This window comes from Paenibacillus sp. p3-SID1389, from assembly GCF_025151705.1.
In the GTDB taxonomy this organism is placed as follows: domain Bacteria; phylum Bacillota; class Bacilli; order Paenibacillales; family Paenibacillaceae; genus Fontibacillus; species Fontibacillus phoenicis.
In genome coordinates this window covers 23,476-44,998 of sequence record NZ_JALXVO010000037.1, presented here as the reverse complement: position 1 = coordinate 44,998, position 21,523 = coordinate 23,476, and the positions used below count along the sequence as shown (strand labels likewise).

General features: G+C 55.9%; 14 protein-coding genes. All 14 read right to left on the bottom strand.

Annotated features, from left to right (window positions below):
• Nucleotides 1-862: 862 nt before the first annotated feature.
• A complete protein-coding gene (hydG, locus tag M3G15_RS15095) occupies nt 863-2,299 on the bottom strand; it encodes a [FeFe] hydrogenase H-cluster radical SAM maturase HydG (protein WP_009226331.1) in 1,437 nt (478 codons plus the stop codon).
• 194 nt (nt 2,300-2,493) lie between these two features.
• Nucleotides 2,494-4,230: an NADH-dependent [FeFe] hydrogenase, group A6 gene (locus tag M3G15_RS15090; protein WP_260071396.1), complete on the bottom strand. Its 1,737-nt coding sequence runs from the start codon at nt 4,228-4,230 to the stop codon at nt 2,494-2,496.
• An 18-nt stretch (nt 4,231-4,248) separates the two neighbouring features.
• Nucleotides 4,249-6,135 (bottom strand): NADH-quinone oxidoreductase subunit NuoF, encoded by a 1,887-nt coding sequence (gene nuoF / locus M3G15_RS15085; RefSeq protein WP_311202284.1) that lies wholly within the window; start codon nt 6,133-6,135, stop codon nt 4,249-4,251.
• 16 nt (nt 6,136-6,151) lie between these two features.
• Nucleotides 6,152-6,655, bottom strand: coding sequence for an NADH-quinone oxidoreductase subunit NuoE (gene nuoE / locus M3G15_RS15075; protein WP_036646164.1), 504 nt, complete (start codon nt 6,653-6,655; stop codon nt 6,152-6,154).
• Nucleotides 6,656-6,692: 37 nt separating this feature from the next.
• Nucleotides 6,693-8,984, bottom strand: a complete 2,292-nt coding sequence (locus tag M3G15_RS15070) for a thiamine pyrophosphate-dependent enzyme (RefSeq protein ID WP_260071395.1) — start codon at nt 8,982-8,984, stop codon at nt 6,693-6,695.
• 63 nt (nt 8,985-9,047) lie between these two features.
• Entirely contained in the window at nt 9,048-10,040 is a 993-nt protein-coding gene (locus M3G15_RS15065; RefSeq protein ID WP_260071394.1) for a 2-oxoacid:acceptor oxidoreductase family protein, read from the bottom strand.
• A gap of 101 nt (nt 10,041-10,141) precedes the next feature.
• A complete protein-coding gene (gene hydE / locus M3G15_RS15060; RefSeq protein WP_260071393.1) occupies nt 10,142-11,200 on the bottom strand; it encodes a [FeFe] hydrogenase H-cluster radical SAM maturase HydE in 1,059 nt (352 codons plus the stop codon).
• Between the two features lie 504 nt (nt 11,201-11,704).
• A complete protein-coding gene (locus M3G15_RS15055; protein WP_009226338.1) occupies nt 11,705-11,986 on the bottom strand; it encodes an RNA-binding S4 domain-containing protein in 282 nt (93 codons plus the stop codon).
• A complete protein-coding gene (locus M3G15_RS15050; protein WP_009226339.1) occupies nt 11,986-12,258 on the bottom strand; it encodes an HU family DNA-binding protein in 273 nt (90 codons plus the stop codon). The genes M3G15_RS15055 and M3G15_RS15050 overlap by 1 nt, the downstream gene beginning before the upstream one ends.
• Before the next feature lie 195 nt (nt 12,259-12,453).
• Nucleotides 12,454-13,950, bottom strand: a complete 1,497-nt coding sequence (gene yabN, locus M3G15_RS15045; protein WP_260071392.1) for a bifunctional methyltransferase/pyrophosphohydrolase YabN — start codon at nt 13,948-13,950, stop codon at nt 12,454-12,456.
• Nucleotides 13,951-14,088: 138 nt separating this feature from the next.
• Nucleotides 14,089-15,744: a polysaccharide biosynthesis protein gene (locus tag M3G15_RS15040; protein ID WP_260071391.1), complete on the bottom strand. Its 1,656-nt coding sequence runs from the start codon at nt 15,742-15,744 to the stop codon at nt 14,089-14,091.
• Between the two features lie 205 nt (nt 15,745-15,949).
• Nucleotides 15,950-16,492, bottom strand: a complete 543-nt coding sequence (spoVT, locus tag M3G15_RS15035) for a stage V sporulation protein T (protein WP_009226342.1) — start codon at nt 16,490-16,492, stop codon at nt 15,950-15,952.
• A 314-nt stretch (nt 16,493-16,806) separates the two neighbouring features.
• Entirely contained in the window at nt 16,807-17,967 is a 1,161-nt protein-coding gene (locus tag M3G15_RS15030) for a peptidylprolyl isomerase (RefSeq protein WP_260071390.1), read from the bottom strand.
• A complete protein-coding gene (gene mfd, locus M3G15_RS15025; RefSeq protein ID WP_260071389.1) occupies nt 17,954-21,478 on the bottom strand; it encodes a transcription-repair coupling factor in 3,525 nt (1,174 codons plus the stop codon). Before mfd ends, M3G15_RS15030 begins: the two co-directional genes overlap by 14 nt.
• Between the last annotated feature and the right edge of the window lie 45 nt (nt 21,479-21,523).

The window sequence follows — 21,523 nt, the reverse complement described above, 5'->3', positions numbered from 1 at the left end:
ACTAGTTAGAGTAGTTAGAGTAGTTAGAGTAGTTAGAGTAGTTAGAGTAGTTAGAGTTAGCAGAAGTTAGGTGCAGTTAAGGTAGTTTGAGTAGTTAAGCACATTTAAGCGCAGTTAAGCACAGTAGTAACTTTCGCGTCGGCAGCGTCAATAGTGACAACAGTGACACTCACGGATCAACAACATTAGCGTCAGCAATAGATACTGAAAGAGCACAATAGTAGTGTCAGCAGAGATTGGCAAAACAAAAACAGTAGCAAACAGCACGGACATTGGTAGAATAACAACAGTAACTAACAGTACGGACACTCGCTGAGTAACAACATTAGCGACAGCAGGGACACTCGCTGAGTAACAACACTAGAGACAGCAGAGACACTAGCAGAGCAACAACACTAGAGACAGCAGAGACACTAGAGGAGCAACCACGGCGAAACGAACCTCTAACGCTTGCCAGCAACGCTATTGGGCCCAAAATGGGGATTTTCAAAATGTAACGCTTATGAGAGAGCTTATTTTCCTGTTTCGCACCCAAAACGAGGCCATTTGATGCAAATAAGCTCGCTGACAAGCGTTAGAAATGAAATCCCCCTCATTTGGCCCAAATAAGCACTCTGGCAAGCGTTAGCCGGAGTCCGTAGGCGAAATAATGGGTTAGCCACACGCCGCACGCCGGAGTCCGCAGGCGAAATAAAGCACTAGCCGGGGGTTGAGCGCAGTAAGTGTACCCTGTACCGTGGCAAGCGGAATGGAGTTGGCAACTGGGCGAGATGCCGAATAATCAGCATATCGGCGCCAAAAAAACCTTCAACGCCACCCGCTAAGGTGGCATTGAAGGTTTTTGATTTCCGCGGGCCCCGGGCTAGAAGTACAAATCCCGCTCGCCTTCCTTGAGACGCTGCAGGCGGTTGATCGTCGCATCGCGGGCGGAGGTTTTGGGGATGCGGCGGAGATTGTTTTTGATCAGCGTGGCTCCCATCTCCCGGGCTTCGTCATCCCCGTAGTCCAGCAAATACTCCTGCAAAGTGAGCAGAGCGTTGGGATGACAGATGTTATGGATCTGGCCCGATTTGGCCAGCCGCATGAAACGGTCGCCCGTCCGCCCCTCCCGGTAACAAGCGGTGCAGTAGCTCGGTATATACCCGTCCCGGCACAGCGACTTGATCATCTCCAGCGGCGAACGGTGGTCACCTACCTCGAACTGGGCGGTATCGCTGCTTGAGATCGCTTGGCCCTCGCTGCCGTACGTGTTGGTATAACCGCCAACGCCGGTGCACGAGCCTGCGCTGATCTGGGAGATCCCCAGCTTGATGACCTCGTCGCGGAATTTCGAGTCCTCACGGGTGGACAGAATCATGCCGGCATAAGGCACCGCGAGCCGTAACACGGCCACGATCTTCTTAAATTCATGATCGTTCACGAGATACGGGAAGCTGTTCAGATCCACGCCGTCCGCCGCCCGCAAGCGAGGGACGGAAACCGTGTGTGGCCCGCAGCCATACGTCGCTTCCAGATGCTCGGCATGCATCAGCATGGCGATCGTCTCGTATTTGTGATCATACAGCCCGTACAACACCCCCACGCCAACGTCGTCGATGCCGGCTTGCATCGCGCGGTCCATCGCCGTCGTATGCCAGTCGTAATCGCGTTTTGGCCCTTTGGGGTGCATGCGGCTGTAGGTCGGGCGGTGGTACGTCTCCTGGAACAGGATATACGTGCCGATCCCGACGCTCGCCAGCTTGCGGTAATCCTCCACCGTCGTCGCTGCGATATTGACGTTAATCCGGCGAATGCTTCCGTTGTCGACCTTCACGGAGTAGATCGTTTCAATGCATTCAAGAATGTAATCGATCGGGCAATGCTCCGGATCCTCCCCGGCCTCCAGTGCCAGCCGCTTATGCCCCAGTTGCTGCAGCACCTCGACTTCTCGGATCAGCTCCTCCCGGTTCAACCTCCGCCGAACCATGCCCCTATTCGACTGCTTATAGCCGCAATACTCGCAGTTATTGACGCAATAGTTGCTGACATATAAAGGAGCAAACAAGACGATCCGATTCCCGTAAATGCGTTCCTTCACCTCGCGTGCCGCATGGTAAATCTCCTCCAGCAATACATCGTCCTCCACGTTCAACAGAACGGCGGCTTCCTCCGCACTGATGCCTTTGGCGGTCCGGGCACGCTCCAGAATCGCCAGCACTTTTTTACGGTCGCGGGCTAGCCGCGACCCGTAAGCGAGCGCTGACACAATGGTCTCATCCCGGATGAAGTCCGCTGCCTGCCTTTGATCTGACCTGCTCATCCCCATCCCTCCCTGTGAGATGCCAAAATGACTTCTGAACCCCTTCGAGACTGTATGGACAAAAGCAACTTAACACTTAACGCTCAACGATGAACACTCAATACTCAATACTCAATACTCAATACTCAATACTCAACACTCAACGCTCAACGCTCAAAGCGCAACACCGATACCCCACACGCAACGGCAAAAAGCTAATAACGAGAGCGCACCAAATAATGTGTATGCAAATACTTATGGCTCTTATGGCTGTTCGGCTTCTCCAAAAACTCGCGATAAATTTGCTGGATATACGGGTTCTTGTGCGATTTCCGAACCGTAGACGCTTCGTCCTCGTCATAAATCGCCTTGGCTCGGGCCGCCTTCACGTCGAGGGTATCCCGCAGGCTCGCACCCACGATCGGCTGCCCGCCGCCGCAGATACAACCGCCCGGACAAGCCATCACTTCAATAAACTCGTATTGGCGCTGACCGGACTGAATCATCGACATCAGCTTACGCGCGTTGCCGAGCCCGTGAACCACCGCCGTGCGGATCATCCGGCCGTCCGGCAGCTCCACCGTCGTCTCCTTCATGCCGTCCATTCCGCGTACTGCGGTATATTCCACCGTCTCCAGCTCTTCGCCGGCGACCAGCTCGAACACCGTGCGAAGCGCCGCTTCGGCCACCCCGCCGGTCGCGCCGAAGATCACGCCGGCCCCCGAAGCTTCGCCAAACGGGTTGTCGAACGTCTCGCCCTTCAAGTTCACAAAATCGATCCCCGCCTCTTTGATCATCCGCGCAAGCTCCCGGGTCGTCAGCACGTAATCGACGTCCGGTAACGACTCGTGAGCCAGCTCCTCGCGCTGTGCCTCAAACTTCTTCGCCGTACACGGCATAATCGACACCACCACAATGTTCCCCGGATCGATCCCCATCGTTTGGGCGAAATAGCTCTTGATCATCGCCCCTTCCATCTCATGCGGCGATTTGCAGCTCGACAGATTCTCCATCATATCCGGGAAGAAATGCTCCACAAACTTCACCCAGCCCGGACAACAGGAGGTCATCAGCGGCAAGTTCTCCCCGGTGGCCAAGCGATGCACCAGCTCGGTGCCCTCCTCCATAATCGTTAAGTCGGCGGCAAAATCGGTATCAAACACCTTGTTGAAGCCAAGCCGGCGCAACGCGGCGACCATCTTGCCCGTCACCCGCGTCCCGATCGGCATCCCGAACTCCTCGCCCAAGGCGACGCGCACCGCCGGAGCCGTCTGCACAACGACGAATTTATGCGGGTCAGCGATTGCCTGCCACACGTCGCCCACATTCTCCCGCTCCTGCAGCGCGCCAACCGGACAAGCCATGATGCACTGCCCGCAGTTCACGCAGACCGATTCGCCGATCGGCCGCCCCAAAGCCGGCCCAATCACCGTGTTGAATCCGCGGTTCATGAACCCGATGGCCCCCACAGTCTGCACCTCGCTGCACACGGAGACGCACCGGCCGCACAGCAGGCATTTTGAAGTGTCGCGCACGATCGACGGCGACGAGATATCAACCGTCGACCGCGCCTTGCCTCCCGCATATCGCACATCGCGCACCCCAATTTGATTCGCCACCTCCTGCAGCTCGCAGGTTCCGCTGCGCAGGCAGGTGAGACATTCCCGATGGTGATCCGACAGAATCAGCTCAACCGTCGTTTTGCGGGCTTTCCGCACCCGCGGCGTATTCGTCCGAATCCGCATGCCGTCCTCGGCCACCAGCGTGCACGAAGCGATCAGGCGGGGGCCCGACTCCACCAAGCAGACGCGGCAGCTGGACGGGTGGTTCATGCCCTGCAGATGGCAAAGGGTAGGAATGTGAATGCCTAGTCCGCGGGCAGCCTGGAGCACCGTTGTTCCCTTCGGCACTTCCGTTTCCATATCGTCAATCCATAATTTCACCGTATCCATGCTCGAACTCTCCCCCCTTCAGCTCTTATAGATCGCTTCAAATTTGCAGCTGTCGAAGCAAATTCCGCATTTGATGCACAGCTGCGGATCGATGACATGCGGCTCTTTCATCTCGCCCGAGATCGCTTCCGCCGGGCACTTCCGGGCACAAAGGGTACAGCCGCGGCATTTCTCCGGATCGATCGTGTACGTAATCAGCGAGCGGCAAACGCCGGCAGGACATTTCTTGTCGACCACATGGGCGATATATTCCTCGCGAAAATACTTCAGCGTGGACAGCACCGGATTCGGCGCCGTCTGGCCGAGCCCGCACAGCGAAGCCGCCTTAATTTGCTCAGATAGTTCCTCCAACGCTTCCAGGTCCTCCATCGTTCCTTTGCCTTCCGTGATTTTCTCCAAAATCTCCAGCAGGCGTTTGGTCCCGATCCGGCAAGGCGCGCATTTCCCGCACGATTCGTCACGCGTAAAATCAAGGTAATATCGGGCCACGTCGACCATACACGTCTCTTCGTCCATCACGAGCATGCCGCCCGAGCCCATCATCGACCCCAAGCTGAGCAGCGTATCGTAATCGATCGGCCGATCGAGATGCTCGCTCGTTAAGCAGCCGCCGGACGGCCCCCCGGTCTGCACCGCTTTAAACGCTTTGCCGCCGGGAATCCCGCCGCCGATTTCGTAGATCACATCGCGCAGTGTAATCCCCATCGGCACCTCCACCAGCCCGGTGTTGACGACTTTGCCACCCAAGGCGAAGACCTTGGTGCCTTTACTCTTTTCCGTCCCGATGCTCGCATACCACGAAGCGCCCTTGAGCATAATGATCGGCACGTTAGCCAGCGTCTCCACATTATTGATCACCGTCGGCTGCCCCCATAACCCGCTGACGGCCGGGAACGGCGGTTTCGGGTTCGGCATGCCGCGCTTGCCTTCGACGGAGTTCATCAGCGCCGTCTCTTCCCCGCAGACAAACGCCCCAGCTCCCAGACGGACGCTGATATCAAAGGAGAAGCCGGTGCCAAACAAATCCTCGCCCAGCAGCCCGTAATCCCGGGCCTGCTTAATCGCCGCCTGCACCCGGCGCACGGCGATCGGATATTCCGCCCGTACGTAGATGAAGCCGTGATTCGCTCCGATGGCGTAGCCGGCGATCGCCATGCCTTCCAATACAGAGTGCGGATCGCCCTCCAGGATCGAGCGGTCCATAAACGCGCCCGGGTCGCCCTCGTCGGCGTTGCAAATCATGTATTTTGGCCCCGTCTGCTGCTTCGCCGCCGTCTCCCACTTGATTCCGGTCGGGAACCCGCCACCCCCGCGTCCGCGAAGGCCTGCTTCCTTCACCTCGGCGACAACCTGCGCCGGCTCCATCGTCGTCAGGACCTTATGCAACGCTTTATACCCATTCATGGCGATATATTCGTCAATGTCCTCCGGATCGATCGTCCCGCAGTTACGCAGCGCGATCCGTTGCTGTTTGCGGAAGAAGTCGACCTCATGCAGCGGCTTGATCCGCCCGTCCTTCTCCAGCGACTGTCGGTAGACGAGGCGATCGACGATTTTGCCCTGAAGCAGGTGCTTGTCGACGATCTCCGCTACGTCCTTCACCTTCACCCGGTTGTAGAATACCTCCTCCGGGTAAATGATCACGACCGGCCCCAGCTCGCACAGCCCAAAGCAGCCCGTCCGGACAATCTCGATTTTGTCCTGAATCCCTTGGCTGGCCACCGCTTGCTCAAAGGCTTCCGCAATGAACATCGAGTCCGAGGAGGTACAGCCTGTGCCGCCGCAAATCATGACAGAACGCTCGGCAACGCCCCCTTCAACAGCCTCGACCTTGCCCAGCTTACGGCGGACCAGCCGGCTAAGCTGCGACGTTCGAATGCCCTCGAGATCCAACAACGTTTTCATCGTTCCACCATCCCTTCTAATGCGTCTGTACAGGTGTGCGCATCTGCTTCAGTATTTTCGGTATCTCGTTTGGCGTCAGCCGGCCATGCACTTTCTCCCCAATGGTCATGACCGGCGCTAAACCGCAAGCCCCCAGACACCGGGTCGCATCCAGCGTGAATTTCCCGTCGGCCGTCGTCCCTTGGACCGGAACGTTCAGCTCCTGGCTCAAGCGATCCAGCACCCCTTGCGCGCCCTTAATGTAACAAGCCGTCCCCATGCAGACGCGGATGATATGCTCTCCCTTGGGCTCCAGCGAGAAAAAAGAGTAGAACGTCGCCACCCCGTAAATCTCAGCCATCGACATTCCCAGCTCCCGCGAAACGATCTGCAGCGCTTCCTCCGGCAGATAGCCATACAAATCCTGAATTTCGTGGAGCACCGGGATCAGCGCGCCCGGCAGCTGGCGAAACTGATCGATGATTTCCCCCACCCGGTGCAGCCGCTCCTCATCCTTCGCACAACGGCAAGTCTCTTCCATCTTCGCTTTCTCTCCCTTCATCGTCCGAATGCTGACCTTAAAGCAGCGGACTTTCGTGCTTCAGCTTGAGCCGTTCCCAACGCCGGTTGACCTCTTCCTCGAAGGCATCCAGCAGTTCCTGGTCATGCAGCATGTGCTTCGTTTTACCCATCAGCTTCAACCATTCCTGCGGCGAGATCCGCTTGTTTTTCGCCTCCGGATTGTAGGTGATGTTCGTCACGCCATGCTCGACTTCGTACAATGGGAAGAAGCAGGAGTCTACTGCCGTTTGCAGGATTTTCGTACCGAGCTGATCCTCAGACCGCCAGTTGAGCGGACAGGTACTAAGCATTTTTCCGTAAACCAAGCCTTCATGTTGTGCGTACCACTGCGCTTTGGCCGCCTTCATAATCAGGTCCTGCGGGAAAGCTTCCGCCCCGGTAAACACGTACGGGATATTCGTCGCCGCCATGATCTGCGGAGTATCCTTGTGGTGGAACGCTTTCCCCTTCTGCGCCTTGCCTACACCGGACGTGCTGGTCTGATGACCCAGCGGCGTGGAGTAGGAGAGCTGTGAGCCGGTGTTCATGTACCCTTCGTTGTCGTATTCCAAAATAATCATCTTGTGGTTCCGCAGCGCCGAGCCGATCGCCGGCCCCATGCCAATGTCCATCCCGCCATCACCGGTCACCATGATAAAGGTCACGTTATCCGAGACGTCGATCTCGCCGCGGCGCTTCCGCTCCCAGAACGCTTCGACGACACCGGCCACGGTTGCGGCCCCGTTCTGGAACAGGTTGTGGATGAACGTTTGCTTATGCGAGGTATAAGGGTACCCGGCCGTAACGACGTACGAGCAACCGGTCTGGAACAACGTGACCACGTCACCTTCAATCCCTTTGTAAAACAGCTCCAGTGAAGAGATCGCGCTGCAGCCCGGACATGCCCCATGGCCCGGCGCCAGCCGCTTCGGCTTCGCCGTCAGACTGCGCAGCGGCGGCAGCTTCACCTTCAGCTTGCCGGTTGCCTCATCCGGCGTTACTTGAATCAGCCCGCTGTTAAAGGCATCGCCGTGCTGCGGCGTCAAGATCGGTTTGAGCTCGTGCACCGGATCCCCGGGCACCTGCCCAAAATAATCGAACGGCACCGCAGTTTCGCCTTGGTTCATCGCCTCAATGGCCAGGTTAAAGAACGCTTCCGCTTCATCCGGATAGAAGTCTTTACCGCCCAGGCCAAACACGCGGGACAAGACGATCGTTTGGTTCGCCGGGTCCAGCTTCAGCGCGGAGCGGATTTCATGCGTCATATTGCCGCCTTTGCCGCCGTAGGAATCGGCGCGTTCCCCCACCAGCAGCGCTTTGACGCCCCGCAGCGCGGTGCGGATCTCCTTCGCCGGGAAAGGCCGGATGACGTTCGGCCGAATGAGCCCCGCTTTAATCCCCTGACCCCGCAGCTTATCCACGATGATCTTGGCCGTTTCAGCCGCCGAGTTCAGCAGAAATAAAGCGACCTCCGCATCCTCCATTTGATACAATTCGAGCACCGGGTAATCGCGTCCCGAAATCGCCTTATATTCGGCAGCGATTTGTTGATACACTTCGGCTGCCCGCTCCTGAGCCAGGTGCAGCTGGTAGTGGTTATTCAATAGGTCATCGCCGTTCATATGCGCGCCAACCGAGATCGGCCGCGACAGATCGACTACGTTATCAAATCCGACCGGCGGCGTTTCACCTACGAACGCCCGGACCGTCTTGGCGTCCTTGAAATAACTTAACTTCCGTTTCTGATGAGACGTGAAGAACCCGTCATAGGCAACGATCACTGGCAGACGAACCTCTGGATGCTCCGACCACTTCAGCGCCATGATGTTCATGTCGTATGCCGCTTGCGGGGTGCTCGCCGTCAGGATCAACCAGCCGGTGTTCAGCGCGAAATACAAATCGGAGTGGTCGCCGCGAATATCCAGCGGACCGCTGATCGCGCGCGTGACCAGGTTCAGCACCATCGGGAACCGCGTCCCGGACTGCACCGGCAGCTGTTCGATCATGTACATGAACCCGTTGGCGCTGGTCGCATTGATCACCCGAGCCCCAGCGAGTGCTGCCCCGTAACAGATCCCCGCCGAGCCATGCTCCCCATCCGCTGCAATCAGCTGGATATCATGCAGGCCTTGCGACTTCTTCTGGTCCAGTATTTGCGCGATCTCCGTGGACGGCGTGATCGGAAAATACCCCATCACATGGTAATTGATCTGAGCCGCCGCCATGGCTGCCGCTTCATTGCCTGACTCGAAGGCCGTCGTTTGTTCCGCCAGCGTCATTTTCGTGATTTTCTCTTCGGTTATAGACATCGATAAAGTCCTCCTTTAGGCTCTTCTGCGAGTTCAAAATACCTTGACCTTGGAAAAAAACCTCTACTGAAAGACGTGAGCGACGCGGTGGCTGTCGGCATATCCGGGTTCCTCCCGACGCATGCTAAGCGCCCCCGTTGGGCAGATTTCCACGCATTTCAGGCAACCTTTGCAATATTGGTAGTCGATTCCGCTCAAGAACATTTGCGGGCGCCCCTTCTTGTCCTCCCCAGCTTCCCACACGAAGCACAGATCGGGACAAACCGAGTCGCAGTTAGCACAATGGATGCAGCTGTCCGTATCCAGCTCCGGCACAAAACCCTGTCGGGAGCCGCTCAAATCCTTCAGCAGGCTGTTGCCCTGCGCCCGGATAATGCCGCCCGGCGCCTGCGTCTTATAGCCGAGCAGCGGCTGCGGCCGTTCGAATTGTATCCCTTGTACCCCCTCGGGAGCCGGGATCGTCTGGAAGCGCACCTCATGATACCCCCGGTCGAACGTACGCAGATTGGGCTCCACCAAGTGCGGGTATTTTTTCTGGAATGTATGCTGAATCACTTCGCGCATCGAATCTGGATCCAAAAAATCGCATATCCGGAACAACGCCCCCAGCATCGAGGTGTTCACCTTCGTATGCTCGTCAATGGCAATCCCCATCGCGTCCACCACAGCGAGCGTCCCGTAAGGGAACTTCAAGTCGCGCCGAATTTCCTCAAAATCGCGGGTTGAGTTCACCAACACGATTCCGTCCGGCTTCAAGCCGCTTAGGACATTTACCGTCTTGTGCAACGCTTCATGGAACACGCCGATGACGTGGGGTTCCTCGATTGGGCTGTGGTCATGGATCTCCACGTCCGGCTCGCAAAAGCGGATAAAGCTCTTCACCGGGGAGCCCTTCTTCTCCGAACCATAAGACGAGAAGCTTGCTCCATTTAGGCCGAGCCCAAGCACCCCGGATTCCGCCAGCATCTTCCCGGCCAGGTTGGCGCCGAGCCCGCCGATAGATTCCAGCCGAATTTCAAAAAAGCCAAGGTCATTGGTTTTGGTCAATATGCTCATTCGCCATGTCTCCTCTACGTTTTTTGTGAAATAATTCACGAATAATAACGAAATAAAAATGCCTCATCTCTTTGACTCAAACTTCTTCTGTGCAACGATGACTAAGCATGACGGCGGCTTGCCAGCGCCTTCAGGCTGTCCCCCCTTCCCATATCTACGGAAAAGCCCGCGGCTTCAATCCGGAGCTCAAGGCAATGCCTGCACTGGGCGGATTCATCACCCGTGCAGATTTTGTTGTTGTACAAAGCGTATTTCTTGCGGACGGCAACGGGTGACAGATTGGGCATGACCACATTGGCCCCGGCCTTCAGCGCCAACTCCCTTCCTTCCGGGTGTAACGTACCAAGCGCGGTTGTCGCGGGAATTAAGGCTTCGGGAAGGAACAGGCGGGCCAGCGCGACCATAACCAGTGTATCCTCCAGCGATCCGGCCTTCGCATTGCCAAGCGGGGTCTGATCATGGGGAATAAACGGGCCAATGCCAATCATGTCTGGGTTTAGCGTTTGGAGATAGTTCAAGTCCTCCGCTAAATCCTCCGCGGTCTGGCCGGGCAACCCGACCATAAAGCCTGCACCAACTTGATAGCCGATCGACTGCAGCGTCTCCAAACATTGGCGCCGGTGATCAAAGGACATTGAAGGATGCAGCGCCTGGTACAATCTTCGGGAAGCGGTTTCATGACGCATCAAAAAGCGATCCGCCCCCGCTTCATACAGCCATCGGTAGGTTTCCGCCTCCCGCTCGCCGATGGATAAGGTGATGGCCGCATCCGGAAACTCCGCTTTGATCTCCCGGATTAAGGCAGCCAGCAGATCGGCCGTATACCAGGGATCCTCCCCGCTTTGGAGCACAAACGTGCGGAAGCCCAGCTCGTATCCTTCCCGGCAGCATTCGAGAATCTCCTCCGGGCTGAGCCGATAACGCTCCGCTTCGCGATTCCCGGCCCGCAGTCCGCAATACAAGCAGTTCCGCCGGCAGTAGCTTGAAAATTCAATCAAACCGCGCATATACACCTTGTCCCCGTAAGCCTGCTCCCGCCTTAGACGGGCCAATCGGAAGAGCTCCTTGCGCGTTTCGACATCCATATGCTCCAGTAGATCGACGAGCTCCTCCTTGGAGAGCTCTCCCCGCGCATAGAGCTTGTGCACGAGCTGTTTCATCAGGCAATCATCCTTTGGATAGACTGGATTATGGACCTTGGTATACCCTATGGCTGTCGTGAAAAATGATGAACGAAATAGTTGTGAATATTTTCACTTTGTAAGCGTTTTAAATTATCTTCGTTGATTGGATCACCCCGGTTTCTGAATAGTGAGCTGCAGCCTGAGCGACGATAGGATCTGCTGCTCTAGTTGGTTTGTTGTTGCCTGTTTCTTCATTTCCTGCTTCGTTTGGTTGTTTGATCGTTAGTATGAAAGTTGCTTGATCGTTAGGCGCGATTTCATTTCGTAGAGGTGTGCCGCATGTGCAGCGTCGATGATTTAAACATGAGGTTGATTTAGAGGTGTTCTCTAAGAAGCAGATGTGTGCTTATCGAAAACATTAGTAAGTGTATTTACTATATTATCATGAATTCACAGTTTGGCTAGGATATTTTTTACACCTCATGAGGTTAAAAAAGAGCATGCCCCGAAGAAACGGAACATGCTCTGAGCGTCACTATGTCAGGACCAGTCCAGACCGGTCTCTTTTGCGATGGGCTCTTCCTTGATTAAGGTATACATCGAAGCAGCTTCATCCTTACGAGTCGTTTCGACCAGACGTTCGACGCGCACGGTCACCAGCTTCTGGCCGAATTGAACCGTAATTTCGTCGCCCACCTTCACCGTACTGCTCGGTTTGGATTCGCGCCCGTTGATCAGAACTCTGCCTTGTTCGGAGACGTCCTTCGCCACGGTGCGCCGCTTGATCAGCCGCGATACCTTCAGGAATTTATCGAGACGCATTATTTTACAGCTTCTTTAAGTTTGTTGCCCGCTTTGAATGCCGGAACTGTGGAAGCTGGGATTTCGATTGTTTTGCCGGTTTGCGGGTTGCGGCCCGTACGACCGGAGCGTTTGCGAGTTTCGAATGTACCGAAGCCGATCAGTTGAACTTTGTCGCCGCTAGCAAGTGCATCGGTAATTTCGCCGAGAAAACCATTCAATACGGATTCAACGTCTTTTTTCGTCAAACCGCTTTTGCTGGAAATGTTGTTGATCAGATCTGTTTTGTTCATTAATAATGCCTCCCAATAATTAAAGAAATAGGTGATACCTTGGCACTATAGGCTTCAGGCCTGCCTTCAAGCCTACCCAGCGCCAGATGGTTATCTTTGTATGAGTATTCTTGCTTGATTTGAAAAATCCTGCACTCTTAGGAACTTTTTTTTGTTTTTTTCTCAAAAAAACTGAAATTTAGTCCTTTTCTCCCATCATTCCCGTTCTTTCGACTTAGCTTCGTCCCATAAGGCGTCCATTTCGGCTAATGTGCTGTCGCCAGGTGTTTTGCCCTGTTCGCGAAGCCGTTCCTCGACATAATGGAACCGCTCCGTAAATTTGCGGATCGTCCGCGAGAGGGCTTGCTCCGGATCAACTCCGATGTACCGGGCAGCATTCACCACCGAGAACAGCACGTCGCCCAGCTCCAGCTCCTGCGACTCAGGATCTTGCTTTTGCGCGACGGCTTCCTTCAGCTCGCGGATCTCCTCCTCCAGCTTGGACCAAACCCCGTCGATATCCTCCCAATCGAATCCGGCCTTGGCCGCCTTCTTCTGGAGCTTGTATGCCTTCATCAATGCCGGCAAATCACGCGGCACCCCGCTGATGACCGATTGGCGCTCCGGCTGGATGCCTTTGCGTTTCTTCTCCTCGGCCTTCATCGCTTCCCAGTTGTTCAGCGCCGCCTCGGCATCCTCCGCACTCAAATTGCCGAAGACATGCGGATGGCGGTAAATCAGCTTCTCATTTAGCTCCTGGATGACATCATACACCGTAAAAGTGCCGGTCTCCTCCTCCATCTGGGAATGGAGCATGATTTGCAGCAGCAGATCGCCAAGCTCCTCACGCATGTGGTCGGGATCGTCGTCGTCGATCGTCTCCAGCACCTCGTAGGTTTCTTCGATGAGATTTTTGCGAATCGATTCATGCGTCTGCTCGCGATCCCACGGACATCCACCCGGACTGCGCAAAATCGACACGATCTCATGAAGCCGCTGGAAGCTGCGGTTGCGAAGCGTATCGTCCTCGCTGGCCGGCACATAGACCAGAGACAGGTTCCCGTAGCCGGTCATACGATCCAGTTCAAACAGCGGAACCCGCTCGATCCGCTCCTGTCCCGCCACCCCAAGGGCATGTCCCACAACGACCGGATAATCGTCAGGCAGCAGTTCCATTAACCCCAGCTTGACTTCCGAAGCAGTGATCTGGTCATAAACTTGCCCTATTAACGTATGCCGTCTCGGATCGATCGCTTCCCCCCGGACCTCCGAGGCGTCTAACAGGAGGAACCCTTCGATCGGATCGAAGCCCAGACGAACGAAGGCCTCGTCCAGGAAGCTCTCCCCGCCGATGATATCGAGCGAGATTCCATGCTCCGGACAGCGTTCCCGCAACAGCTTCACCGTCGCTTCGGCAACCAGCGGATGCCCAGGAACAGCGTATACGATATTCTCTCCCTGTCGCCCTGCTTCAGCCCGCGCTAACAGTCTGGAGGCAATCTCCTCATAAACGGAAGGAAAATCGTCCTTCGCTTCATACACCTCGTCGAACGAAGTAAATTGGACGCCCGTCTGCTCCAGCCAGTCCACCACCGGATGGTCCTTCGTCCGGACGTAACGTTCTTCCGCCTCCTGCAGCCGCTTCAGGCTGCCTAAGGTCAGCCGGTCGGGATCTCCCGAGCCGAGGCCGACCACTGTAATGGTTGCGCTCATGTTATGCCTTTCACTCCCTGTCCGTTCAGCATGTTATTACTATACCATTGCTGGCGGCGAAACTGAAATTTTCTGCGCCATCAGGCGGTAACCGCAGTAAGTTCCGCTGCAACGGCAAGCAGCAAGCTGCGCAGAGCGCTACGGCAGCAGCCGCAGCTTCCGAAGCAGCGTCAGCAGCTTCGGGCCGATCCGCGGCAGGGCGCCCAGCTCTGCCGCGCTGAGCAGCCGTGTGCGCAGCACGGCTGCGACGAACACGGCTGCGCCAAGCAGCACGCCGAGCAGGCTCACGGCCGCGGCCCCCCCGCGGCCTGCGGGCAGCTCGGCGGCGGCGAGGCGCAGCGCCAGCACCGCGGCGGCCATCGCCAGGGCGGCCGCCGCCGGGCGCAGCAGCGCGTCCCGCAGGCGCGGACGCAGCTGGACCCGGCGCAGCAGCAGCGCGGCGTTCAGCGCCGCTGCTGCGCCGTACGCGGCGACGCCGGCGATGGCGGCGCCGGTGATGCCAAGCTGCGGCACGAGCACCGCGTTTAACGCGGTCTTGAGCAATGCCGCAGCGAGCAGGTGCAGCGCCGGGGCGCGCACGTGGCCGAGGCCCTGTAACAGGGCACTCGTCGCTGCGACCAGCGCGCCGGGCGCCGCCGTCCAGGCCACCCAAGCCAAGGTGGCCGATCCCGCCGCATCCTCGTACAGCATGACGTTGATGGGCGCAGCCAGCAAGGCCAGGCCCAGCGAAGCCGCCAGGCCGATCAGCCAGAACCAGCGCAAGGCCAGCTGCACCTGACGCCGGATCGCCCCGGTATCTCCCTTCATCTGCAGCTCGGCCATCGCGGGCACAAACAACACCGACAGCGACGTCGCCAGCATCGTGACGAGCTGAACCAACGGGATACCCCGGTTGTAAATCCCCACCTGGGCCATGATCTGCAGCTCCTCCCCATGGGCGGAAAGCAGCCGCGGCAGCGTGAACGTATCCACCAGGCTGATCAGCGGCACCCCAAGCGAGGCCAAGCTGATCGGCAGCGCAACCTTGAAGAGCGCGGACCATCGCTGCCCCCTTGTTTCCCGAGGTAACAATCGTTTCTCGTCAGTCAGCGGCTGATCCGCCTCCGCCGATGGTCCGGCTTCCCGCCGCTGCAGCGAAGAACGGGTATAGCCCCGCCAATACAGCAGCATCACGGCAAGACCCGCAGCTGCTCCCGCGGAGGAGCCGACCAGTGCCCCTCCGGCAAGATCCGCATCAGCGGCTCCCAGCCGGCTTAACGCCAGCAGCAGGACGATCATCACCGTGACACGAATGGCCTGCTCCACCACCTGGGAGACCGCGGTCGGCGTCATATTTTGGTGTCCCTGAAAATATCCCCGCAGCGCCGCCGCCACCGGGATGAGCAGCAGCGCAGGCGCCGCCCCGCGAAAAGCCGGAATCAACAAGCTGCTTCCGATGAGCTGCGATAATACCGGGGCGCCAAAGTAAAGCAGCACCGCAAAGGCAACCCCCAACACCAGCATCGTCGCCGATGCCAGTCGCAGCACCTCGCTCCGCTCCCGTTCCAGCCCAGGGGCCTGGCGTTCCGCAATAAATTTGGCCACCGCCGCCTGAAACCCCGAGGTCGTGAGCGTAACCAGCAGGGTGTACAAAGGGTATACCGTATTATAAATACCGAATACGCCGTCTCCCCCGATATTTTGCAGCGGGATCTTCTGCAGCATTCCCAGCAGCTTGGTGATTAGCGCCGCCGCGCTCAGAACGGCCGCTCCCTTTAGCAGCTTGGAGGACAGGCTTTCCTTCGTTTCCATCATGGCAACCTACTTTGCTTTAACAGTCATCAGCATGTTTTTAAGCTAACAGGTTCCATTATAAGACGAAACGGAGGCCATCGCCATTTCCTAAGCCCCAACACAAAAAAACTTACACATCCCTCTAAGTTTCGGACGGACGGCGTCCGCCCCAAACAGCGGTGTGTGTAAGTTCCTCCATGCGTCTTGCGGATATCTTGAGTTCTTTTTATTGCTCCATCTGTTTTGCGAGAAAACCGGCAGCTGTCTCCGCCATTTTCGATTCCAAGTCGGACATCTTCACAGAATCGTCCTTGTTCACAAGCACCACAGTCCCGATCGGGTCACCGCCAGCAATAATTGGCGCAATGACAAACGAAGAGATGTTTTCTGGATGATCCTTCGTAATTTCGTACGATCCAGACGCTGTTTCCATGATGATTTTACGGCTATCCATGCTGCTCTCCAGCAAGGAACTAATTTGCTTATCCAGATATTCCTTCTTGGAAGCGCCTGCGACAGCAATAATCGTATCCCGGTCGGAGATTAAGGTAATATGGCTGGTGCTCTCATACAGCGACTCCGCATATTCCTTGGCAAAATCGCCCAATTCCCCGATCGGCGAATATTTCTTCAAAATCACTTCTCCATCCCGGTCCACAAAGATTTCGAGCGGATCTCCTTCCCGAATCCGCAACGTTCGGCGGATTTCCTTAGGGATAACAACACGGCCTAAATCATCGATACGGCGTACAATACCAGTAGCTTTCATTTCACTTGATGCCCCGCTTTCTTAGAAGTTTTGAACTACGGCTTGATTTCCTAAAGCTTCACCTAATCGGACTTTATACGTAATCTGCGGCTTACGCAGATGTATGCGCCATAAGCTTCGCCAAAACGAGCGGCCGAAGGTGGGGACAGGGATGGCTTGTTCTGTGATTCTGACCATAGTATTCATCCCGGGCGAACACCTTATTCATCATAATGAACCATGATTTTTAACAGCTGGATGCGTATAAGGAACAATAGGTCCGTCCGCAAAAAAAGCAACGCAAACCTTCTCCGCGCTGCTTCCTAAGCTCTGCTTTATTTGCTCGTATTGCCGCTGTTGGAGCCGGCATTGTTGGCAGCACCGTTGCCCGTGTTGCTGCCCGTTCCGGTGTTTCCGGCATTGCCGGACCCTTCTGTACCGGCATTCGTACCCGCGTCAGTTCCTGCATTGGAGCCATTGCCCGCATTGGTGTCCGTTCCCGTGCCATTTTCGCCGGTGCTCGTTTCCACTTTAGGCAAGTCGATTTTCTTGATGATCTTCTTCTCTAGATCCCCCGCCATGAACTCGTCCAATTTGTTCGAGGCCAGCGTTGTTTGGATCATGTCCTTCTGTTCCTGCGTCAGATCCTCAAATTTCTTCTCGGTCCGAGATTCCACGCGAATGATGTGGTAGCCATATTCCGTCTTCACTGGATCACCAATTTGGTTCAGCGGTTGGGTCAAAGCAGCTTGTTTAAAAGCTTCTACCCAGTTGCTCACTTCCACGTTCTCGTACAAACCGCCGTTATCCTTGGAGCCCGGATCCTCGGAGTACTGCTTCGCCAACGCGGCGAAATCCTCGCCCTTGTCCAGTTTCGCTTTCACTTCCTTCGCCAGCTTGAGCGTTTCCTCTTCAGTCCGCTCTTTGCCGTCTGGATCGGTGAAGTTAATCAGGATATGGCGGACCGAAGCCGTCGTATAGTCCTGTTTTGTCGCTTCGAATTCCTTCTTCACATCATCCTCAGAGATCTTCTGCCGTTCGCCTTCCATCACGGTATAAATCCGAACCATATAGTCCTTGAATTCGGCTTCGGATACCTTCTGGGCGTCCAGCATATTTTTGAAGTTCTCTTCGCCGTAGGACGATTTCATCAAATCAAACTGCTCCTCGGCTTTCTTCTTGCCGGCTTCTTTCGTCTTCTCGTCGGCTTTGGCTTCAAGGTATTCATACGCGATCTCCTGCTTCACCAAATATTGACGGAAGTCTTCCATTTGCATGAATTGTTCCATTTGCGGCTGAAGGGCAAGCACGATCCGCTGCTCGCGGTCGAATTCGTTCTCCGTAATTTCGCCGCCTTCGTACGTCGCAATAACCTTACTCGTATCTTTCCCTCCCGAGCTTGCATTCTTGCCGCATCCAGCCATAACGGAAAAAGCCAGTACCGTTACAAGCGCAATCAGCAGCATTCTCCATGAGCGCCTTTTACTTTGAAACATTCTGTAGTTCCCCTTTCACTTTGAACGCATCCTTCAGGGCGCCGAGAAACTGCTCCAGCAAGCCCATCATTTCTTTGTCGTCCATTCCCTTGGTATTTATCCGGATAAGCATCACGGACCCTTGACTAAATTGTACACATCTTCCGAATAGATTGCCAACTTCCGCAAGCTTGCTCGGAACGATGGCCTGTTCCTGTCCTTCGTAGAACTTGATCGTCACTTCCTCGCCCCGCAGCGTCATCGACTCGATGCCATACTGCTTGCCGTACAACTTGACGCGGGCAACCGCCAGGAGATTCTGCACGGCATCCGGCAGCTCCCCGAACCGGTCGAGCAACTCGTCCTCCAACTCGGCCACGTCCTCAAAAGTCTGCACAGAGGCTGTCTTCTTGTAGATCTCGATCTTCTGAATGCTGTCGTAGATGTAATCCGACGGCAAATACGCGTCGATGCCCAAATCGATCGTGGTGTTCCAAGTCGCCTCAGCCGGCGGGGTCTCCCCAAGCATCGTAATTTTACGCTTCTGAATTTCTTCCGCCAGCATCTGCGAATACAGATCAAAGCCGACGGAAGCGATGAAGCCATGCTGCTCCGCACCAAGCAAATTCCCGGCGCCGCGGATGGCTAAGTCGCGCATGGCGATTTTGAAGCCGGAACCGAGCTCCGTAAATTCCTTAATCGACTGCAGCCGTTTCTCCGCAACTTCGGTTAAGGACTTATCCTTTTGATATGTGAAATAAGCATAGGCAATCCGGTTGGATCGTCCAACACGGCCGCGCAGCTGATACAGCTGGGACAAGCCCATCTTGTCCGCATCATGCACGATCAGCGTATTGACGTTCGGAATGTCCACTCCGGTTTCAATGATACTGGTGCTGACCAGGACGTCGTATTCCCCGTCAAGAAAATCGAGAATCGTCTTCTCCAGCTCCTGCTCCGACATCTGCCCATGACCAACGACAACTCGCGCTTCCGGCACGAGCATAGAGATTTGTGCGGCAATTTCATGAATCCCTTGCACGCGGTTATACAGGTAATAAATCTGTCCGCCCCTCGCCATTTCCCGTTCGATTGCTTCGCGCACGAGCGACTGACTGTACTCGACGACATACGTCTGCACCGGGAACCGGTTTTCCGGCGGCGTTTCAATGACCGACAGATCCCGTACGCCCAGCATGGACATATGCAGCGTCCGCGGAATTGGGGTCGCCGTCAGCGTCAGCACGTCCACGTTGGTTTTCAGTTTCTTTAACTTCTCTTTATGGGTGACGCCAAACCGCTGCTCTTCGTCAACGATCAGCAGTCCCAAGTCTTTAAAGACCAGATCCTGCGACAAAATGCGGTGGGTTCCGATCACGATATCCACCGTGCCCTGACGAATCCCCTTGATGGTTTCGTTCTGCTCCTTGCGGCTGCGGAAACGGCTAAGCGTCTGAATGTTGATCGGATAACCGGCAAACCGCTCCCGGAACGTCTCATAGTGCTGCTGCGCCAAAATCGTCGTTGGCACAAGCACGGCAACCTGCTTGCCTTCAATCGCTGCCTTAAAGGCCGCGCGGATAGCGACTTCAGTCTTGCCATAACCAACGTCACCGCACAGCAGGCGGTCCATTGGACGGCTTTGTTCCATATCTCTCTTGATTTCCTCAATGGCCCGCAGCTGGTCCGGAGTTTCCTCATACGGGAACATCGCTTCGAATTCCTGCTGCTCCGGAGTGTCCTTCTCGAAGGCATACCCCGGGGCAGCTTGCCGCTCAGCGTACAGCTTGATCAAATCGTCGGCGATGTTCTGGACGGAGGAACGAACCTTGTTCTTCACGCGGTTCCACTCGTTGCCGCCCAGCTTATAAATCTTCGGTTCCTTGTCCTCGGAACCCACGTATTTCTGAATCATGTCGATCTGTTCGATCGGTACCGACAGCTTGTCGCCGCCGGCATAGAGGATATGCATGTAATCCTTGTGGATCCCGCCGACCTCCAGCGTACCGATGCCCATGTATTTCCCGATCCCGTGGTTCTGGTGAACGACGTAATCGCCGACCTTCAGCTCGGTATAACTCTTGATCCGTTCGGCATTGTCCATGCTCTTGGCGACGCGGCGCGCTTTGCGCTGCTTCTGGGAGAACATCTCGCCTTCGGTAATCACGACGAGGTGTACAGAAGGCAGTTCGAAGCCGGACTGCAGGTTGCCTTGCAGTAATTGAGGCTCATCAATGCCGTAATCCTGCAGCACCCGCCGCATCCGATCCACGCGCTCTTCGGTGCTGGCCAACATGATGACGTGGGCGCCGCTTTTTTTCCAACGCTCCATCTCTGCCTTTAAGACATTCATTTGCCCATGAAAATCCTGCATTGCCCGCGTAACGAAATTCACGATATTTTGCGGCTGGGAATGCGGGACTTGACGCAGGAACAATGACAGAAACAACGTCTGGAACGGACGATGGTAGATCAGATGATCCACGTCCACCGCAAGCGGCAGGTCGGGGAGACTCTTCCCGTTCTGGTACAGGTGCAGATTCCACTCCGCCTCATCGCGTTCCAGCTGCTTGGCCGTTTCCAGCAGGCGCGACGGTTCGTCCAGCAGAAGCAGCGTATCCTCTGGCATGTAGTCGTATAACGTTTTTCGCTCTGGATAGATCAAAGAAATATATTTATAGATTTCCGAAAAATAAACATGCTCGCGCAGCATTTCGATTTCTTTGTACATCTCTTCGCGGAGACGATTTTTGGCCTGGCGGTCGGTCATCTTGTCCAGCTGGATCTCCAGCTTCTCGGATAACGCCTGCGCTGCCTGGCCCATCCGTTCCTTCGTTGCGATCAGTTCCTTGCAAGGTGGAATGAACACTTCCTTGATCTGGTCCACCGATCGCTGATCCGCCGGATCAAAGGTCCGGATCGAATCGACCTCATCATCAAACAGCTCCACCCGGTATGCCATGGACGCTGTCAGTGGATAAAAGTCAATGATGCCCCCGCGCAGGCTCATTTCGCCGCGGGATTCCACTCGTTCGACCCGCTCGTAGCCCAGCTCGACCATTTGAGCCATGAAACGCTCCAGCTCCAGCGTGCCCCCGAGCCGGACGGTCAGTCCCGCTTCGGCCATGGCCTCCGGCGTTGGGATATAGCGGCGAATACCGGAATAAGGCACCACCACGATGCCCCGGAATCCCCGGGAGCATTGCAGCAGCACCTCGATCCGCTGGGCCAGCGTTTCCGGGCTGGATACGGCCGATTCGGCAGCAACCAGCTCATTCGCCGGGTACATCAGCACCTGATCCGGTGATAACGCTTCCTGTAAATCTTCATACATTTTCTGTGCGGAGAACATATTGTGGGTCACGACGAGCAGCGGCCGTTTCGTTTCCTGATGCAGCGCGGCTAGCATCACTTGCCTGGATGAACCCGACAAGCCGGAAATCAACTGCTCCTTCATGCCCGAATTAATGCCCGCAACCGTCGAAGCAAAATCGGTATCGCGTGAAAAAGCTTCAATAAGTGCTTGTAGCAAATGAGGCACCTCTCTTACTGCTGATGGATAGAAATCTATGGCTAG

Excerpts from the sequence above, each read along its gene's own strand:
- M3G15_RS15030 (WP_260071390.1), bottom strand. The coding sequence starts at position 17,967 with ATGTTTCAAAGTAAAAGGCGCTCATGGAGAATGCTGCTGATTGCGCTT.
- M3G15_RS15055 (WP_009226338.1), bottom strand. The coding sequence starts at position 11,986 with ATGCGTCTCGATAAATTCCTGAAGGTATCGCGGCTGATCAAGCGGCGC.
- M3G15_RS15070 (WP_260071395.1), bottom strand. The coding sequence starts at position 8,984 with ATGTCTATAACCGAAGAGAAAATCACGAAAATGACGCTGGCGGAACAA.
- hydE (WP_260071393.1), bottom strand. The coding sequence starts at position 11,200 with ATGAAACAGCTCGTGCACAAGCTCTATGCGCGGGGAGAGCTCTCCAAG.
- M3G15_RS15040 (WP_260071391.1), bottom strand. The coding sequence starts at position 15,744 with ATGATGGAAACGAAGGAAAGCCTGTCCTCCAAGCTGCTAAAGGGAGCG.
- spoVT (WP_009226342.1), bottom strand. The coding sequence starts at position 16,492 with ATGAAAGCTACTGGTATTGTACGCCGTATCGATGATTTAGGCCGTGTT.
- nuoF (WP_311202284.1), bottom strand. The coding sequence starts at position 6,135 with ATGAAAACGTTGTTGGATCTCGAGGGCATTCGAACGTCGCAGCTTAGC.
- M3G15_RS15065 (WP_260071394.1), bottom strand. The coding sequence starts at position 10,040 with ATGAGCATATTGACCAAAACCAATGACCTTGGCTTTTTTGAAATTCGG.
- M3G15_RS15050 (WP_009226339.1), bottom strand. The coding sequence starts at position 12,258 with ATGAACAAAACAGATCTGATCAACAACATTTCCAGCAAAAGCGGTTTG.
- M3G15_RS15090 (WP_260071396.1), bottom strand. The coding sequence starts at position 4,230 with ATGGATACGGTGAAATTATGGATTGACGATATGGAAACGGAAGTGCCG.
- hydG (WP_009226331.1), bottom strand. The coding sequence starts at position 2,299 with ATGAGCAGGTCAGATCAAAGGCAGGCAGCGGACTTCATCCGGGATGAG.
- yabN (WP_260071392.1), bottom strand. The coding sequence starts at position 13,950 with ATGAGCGCAACCATTACAGTGGTCGGCCTCGGCTCGGGAGATCCCGAC.
- nuoE (WP_036646164.1), bottom strand. The coding sequence starts at position 6,655 with ATGGAAGAGACTTGCCGTTGTGCGAAGGATGAGGAGCGGCTGCACCGG.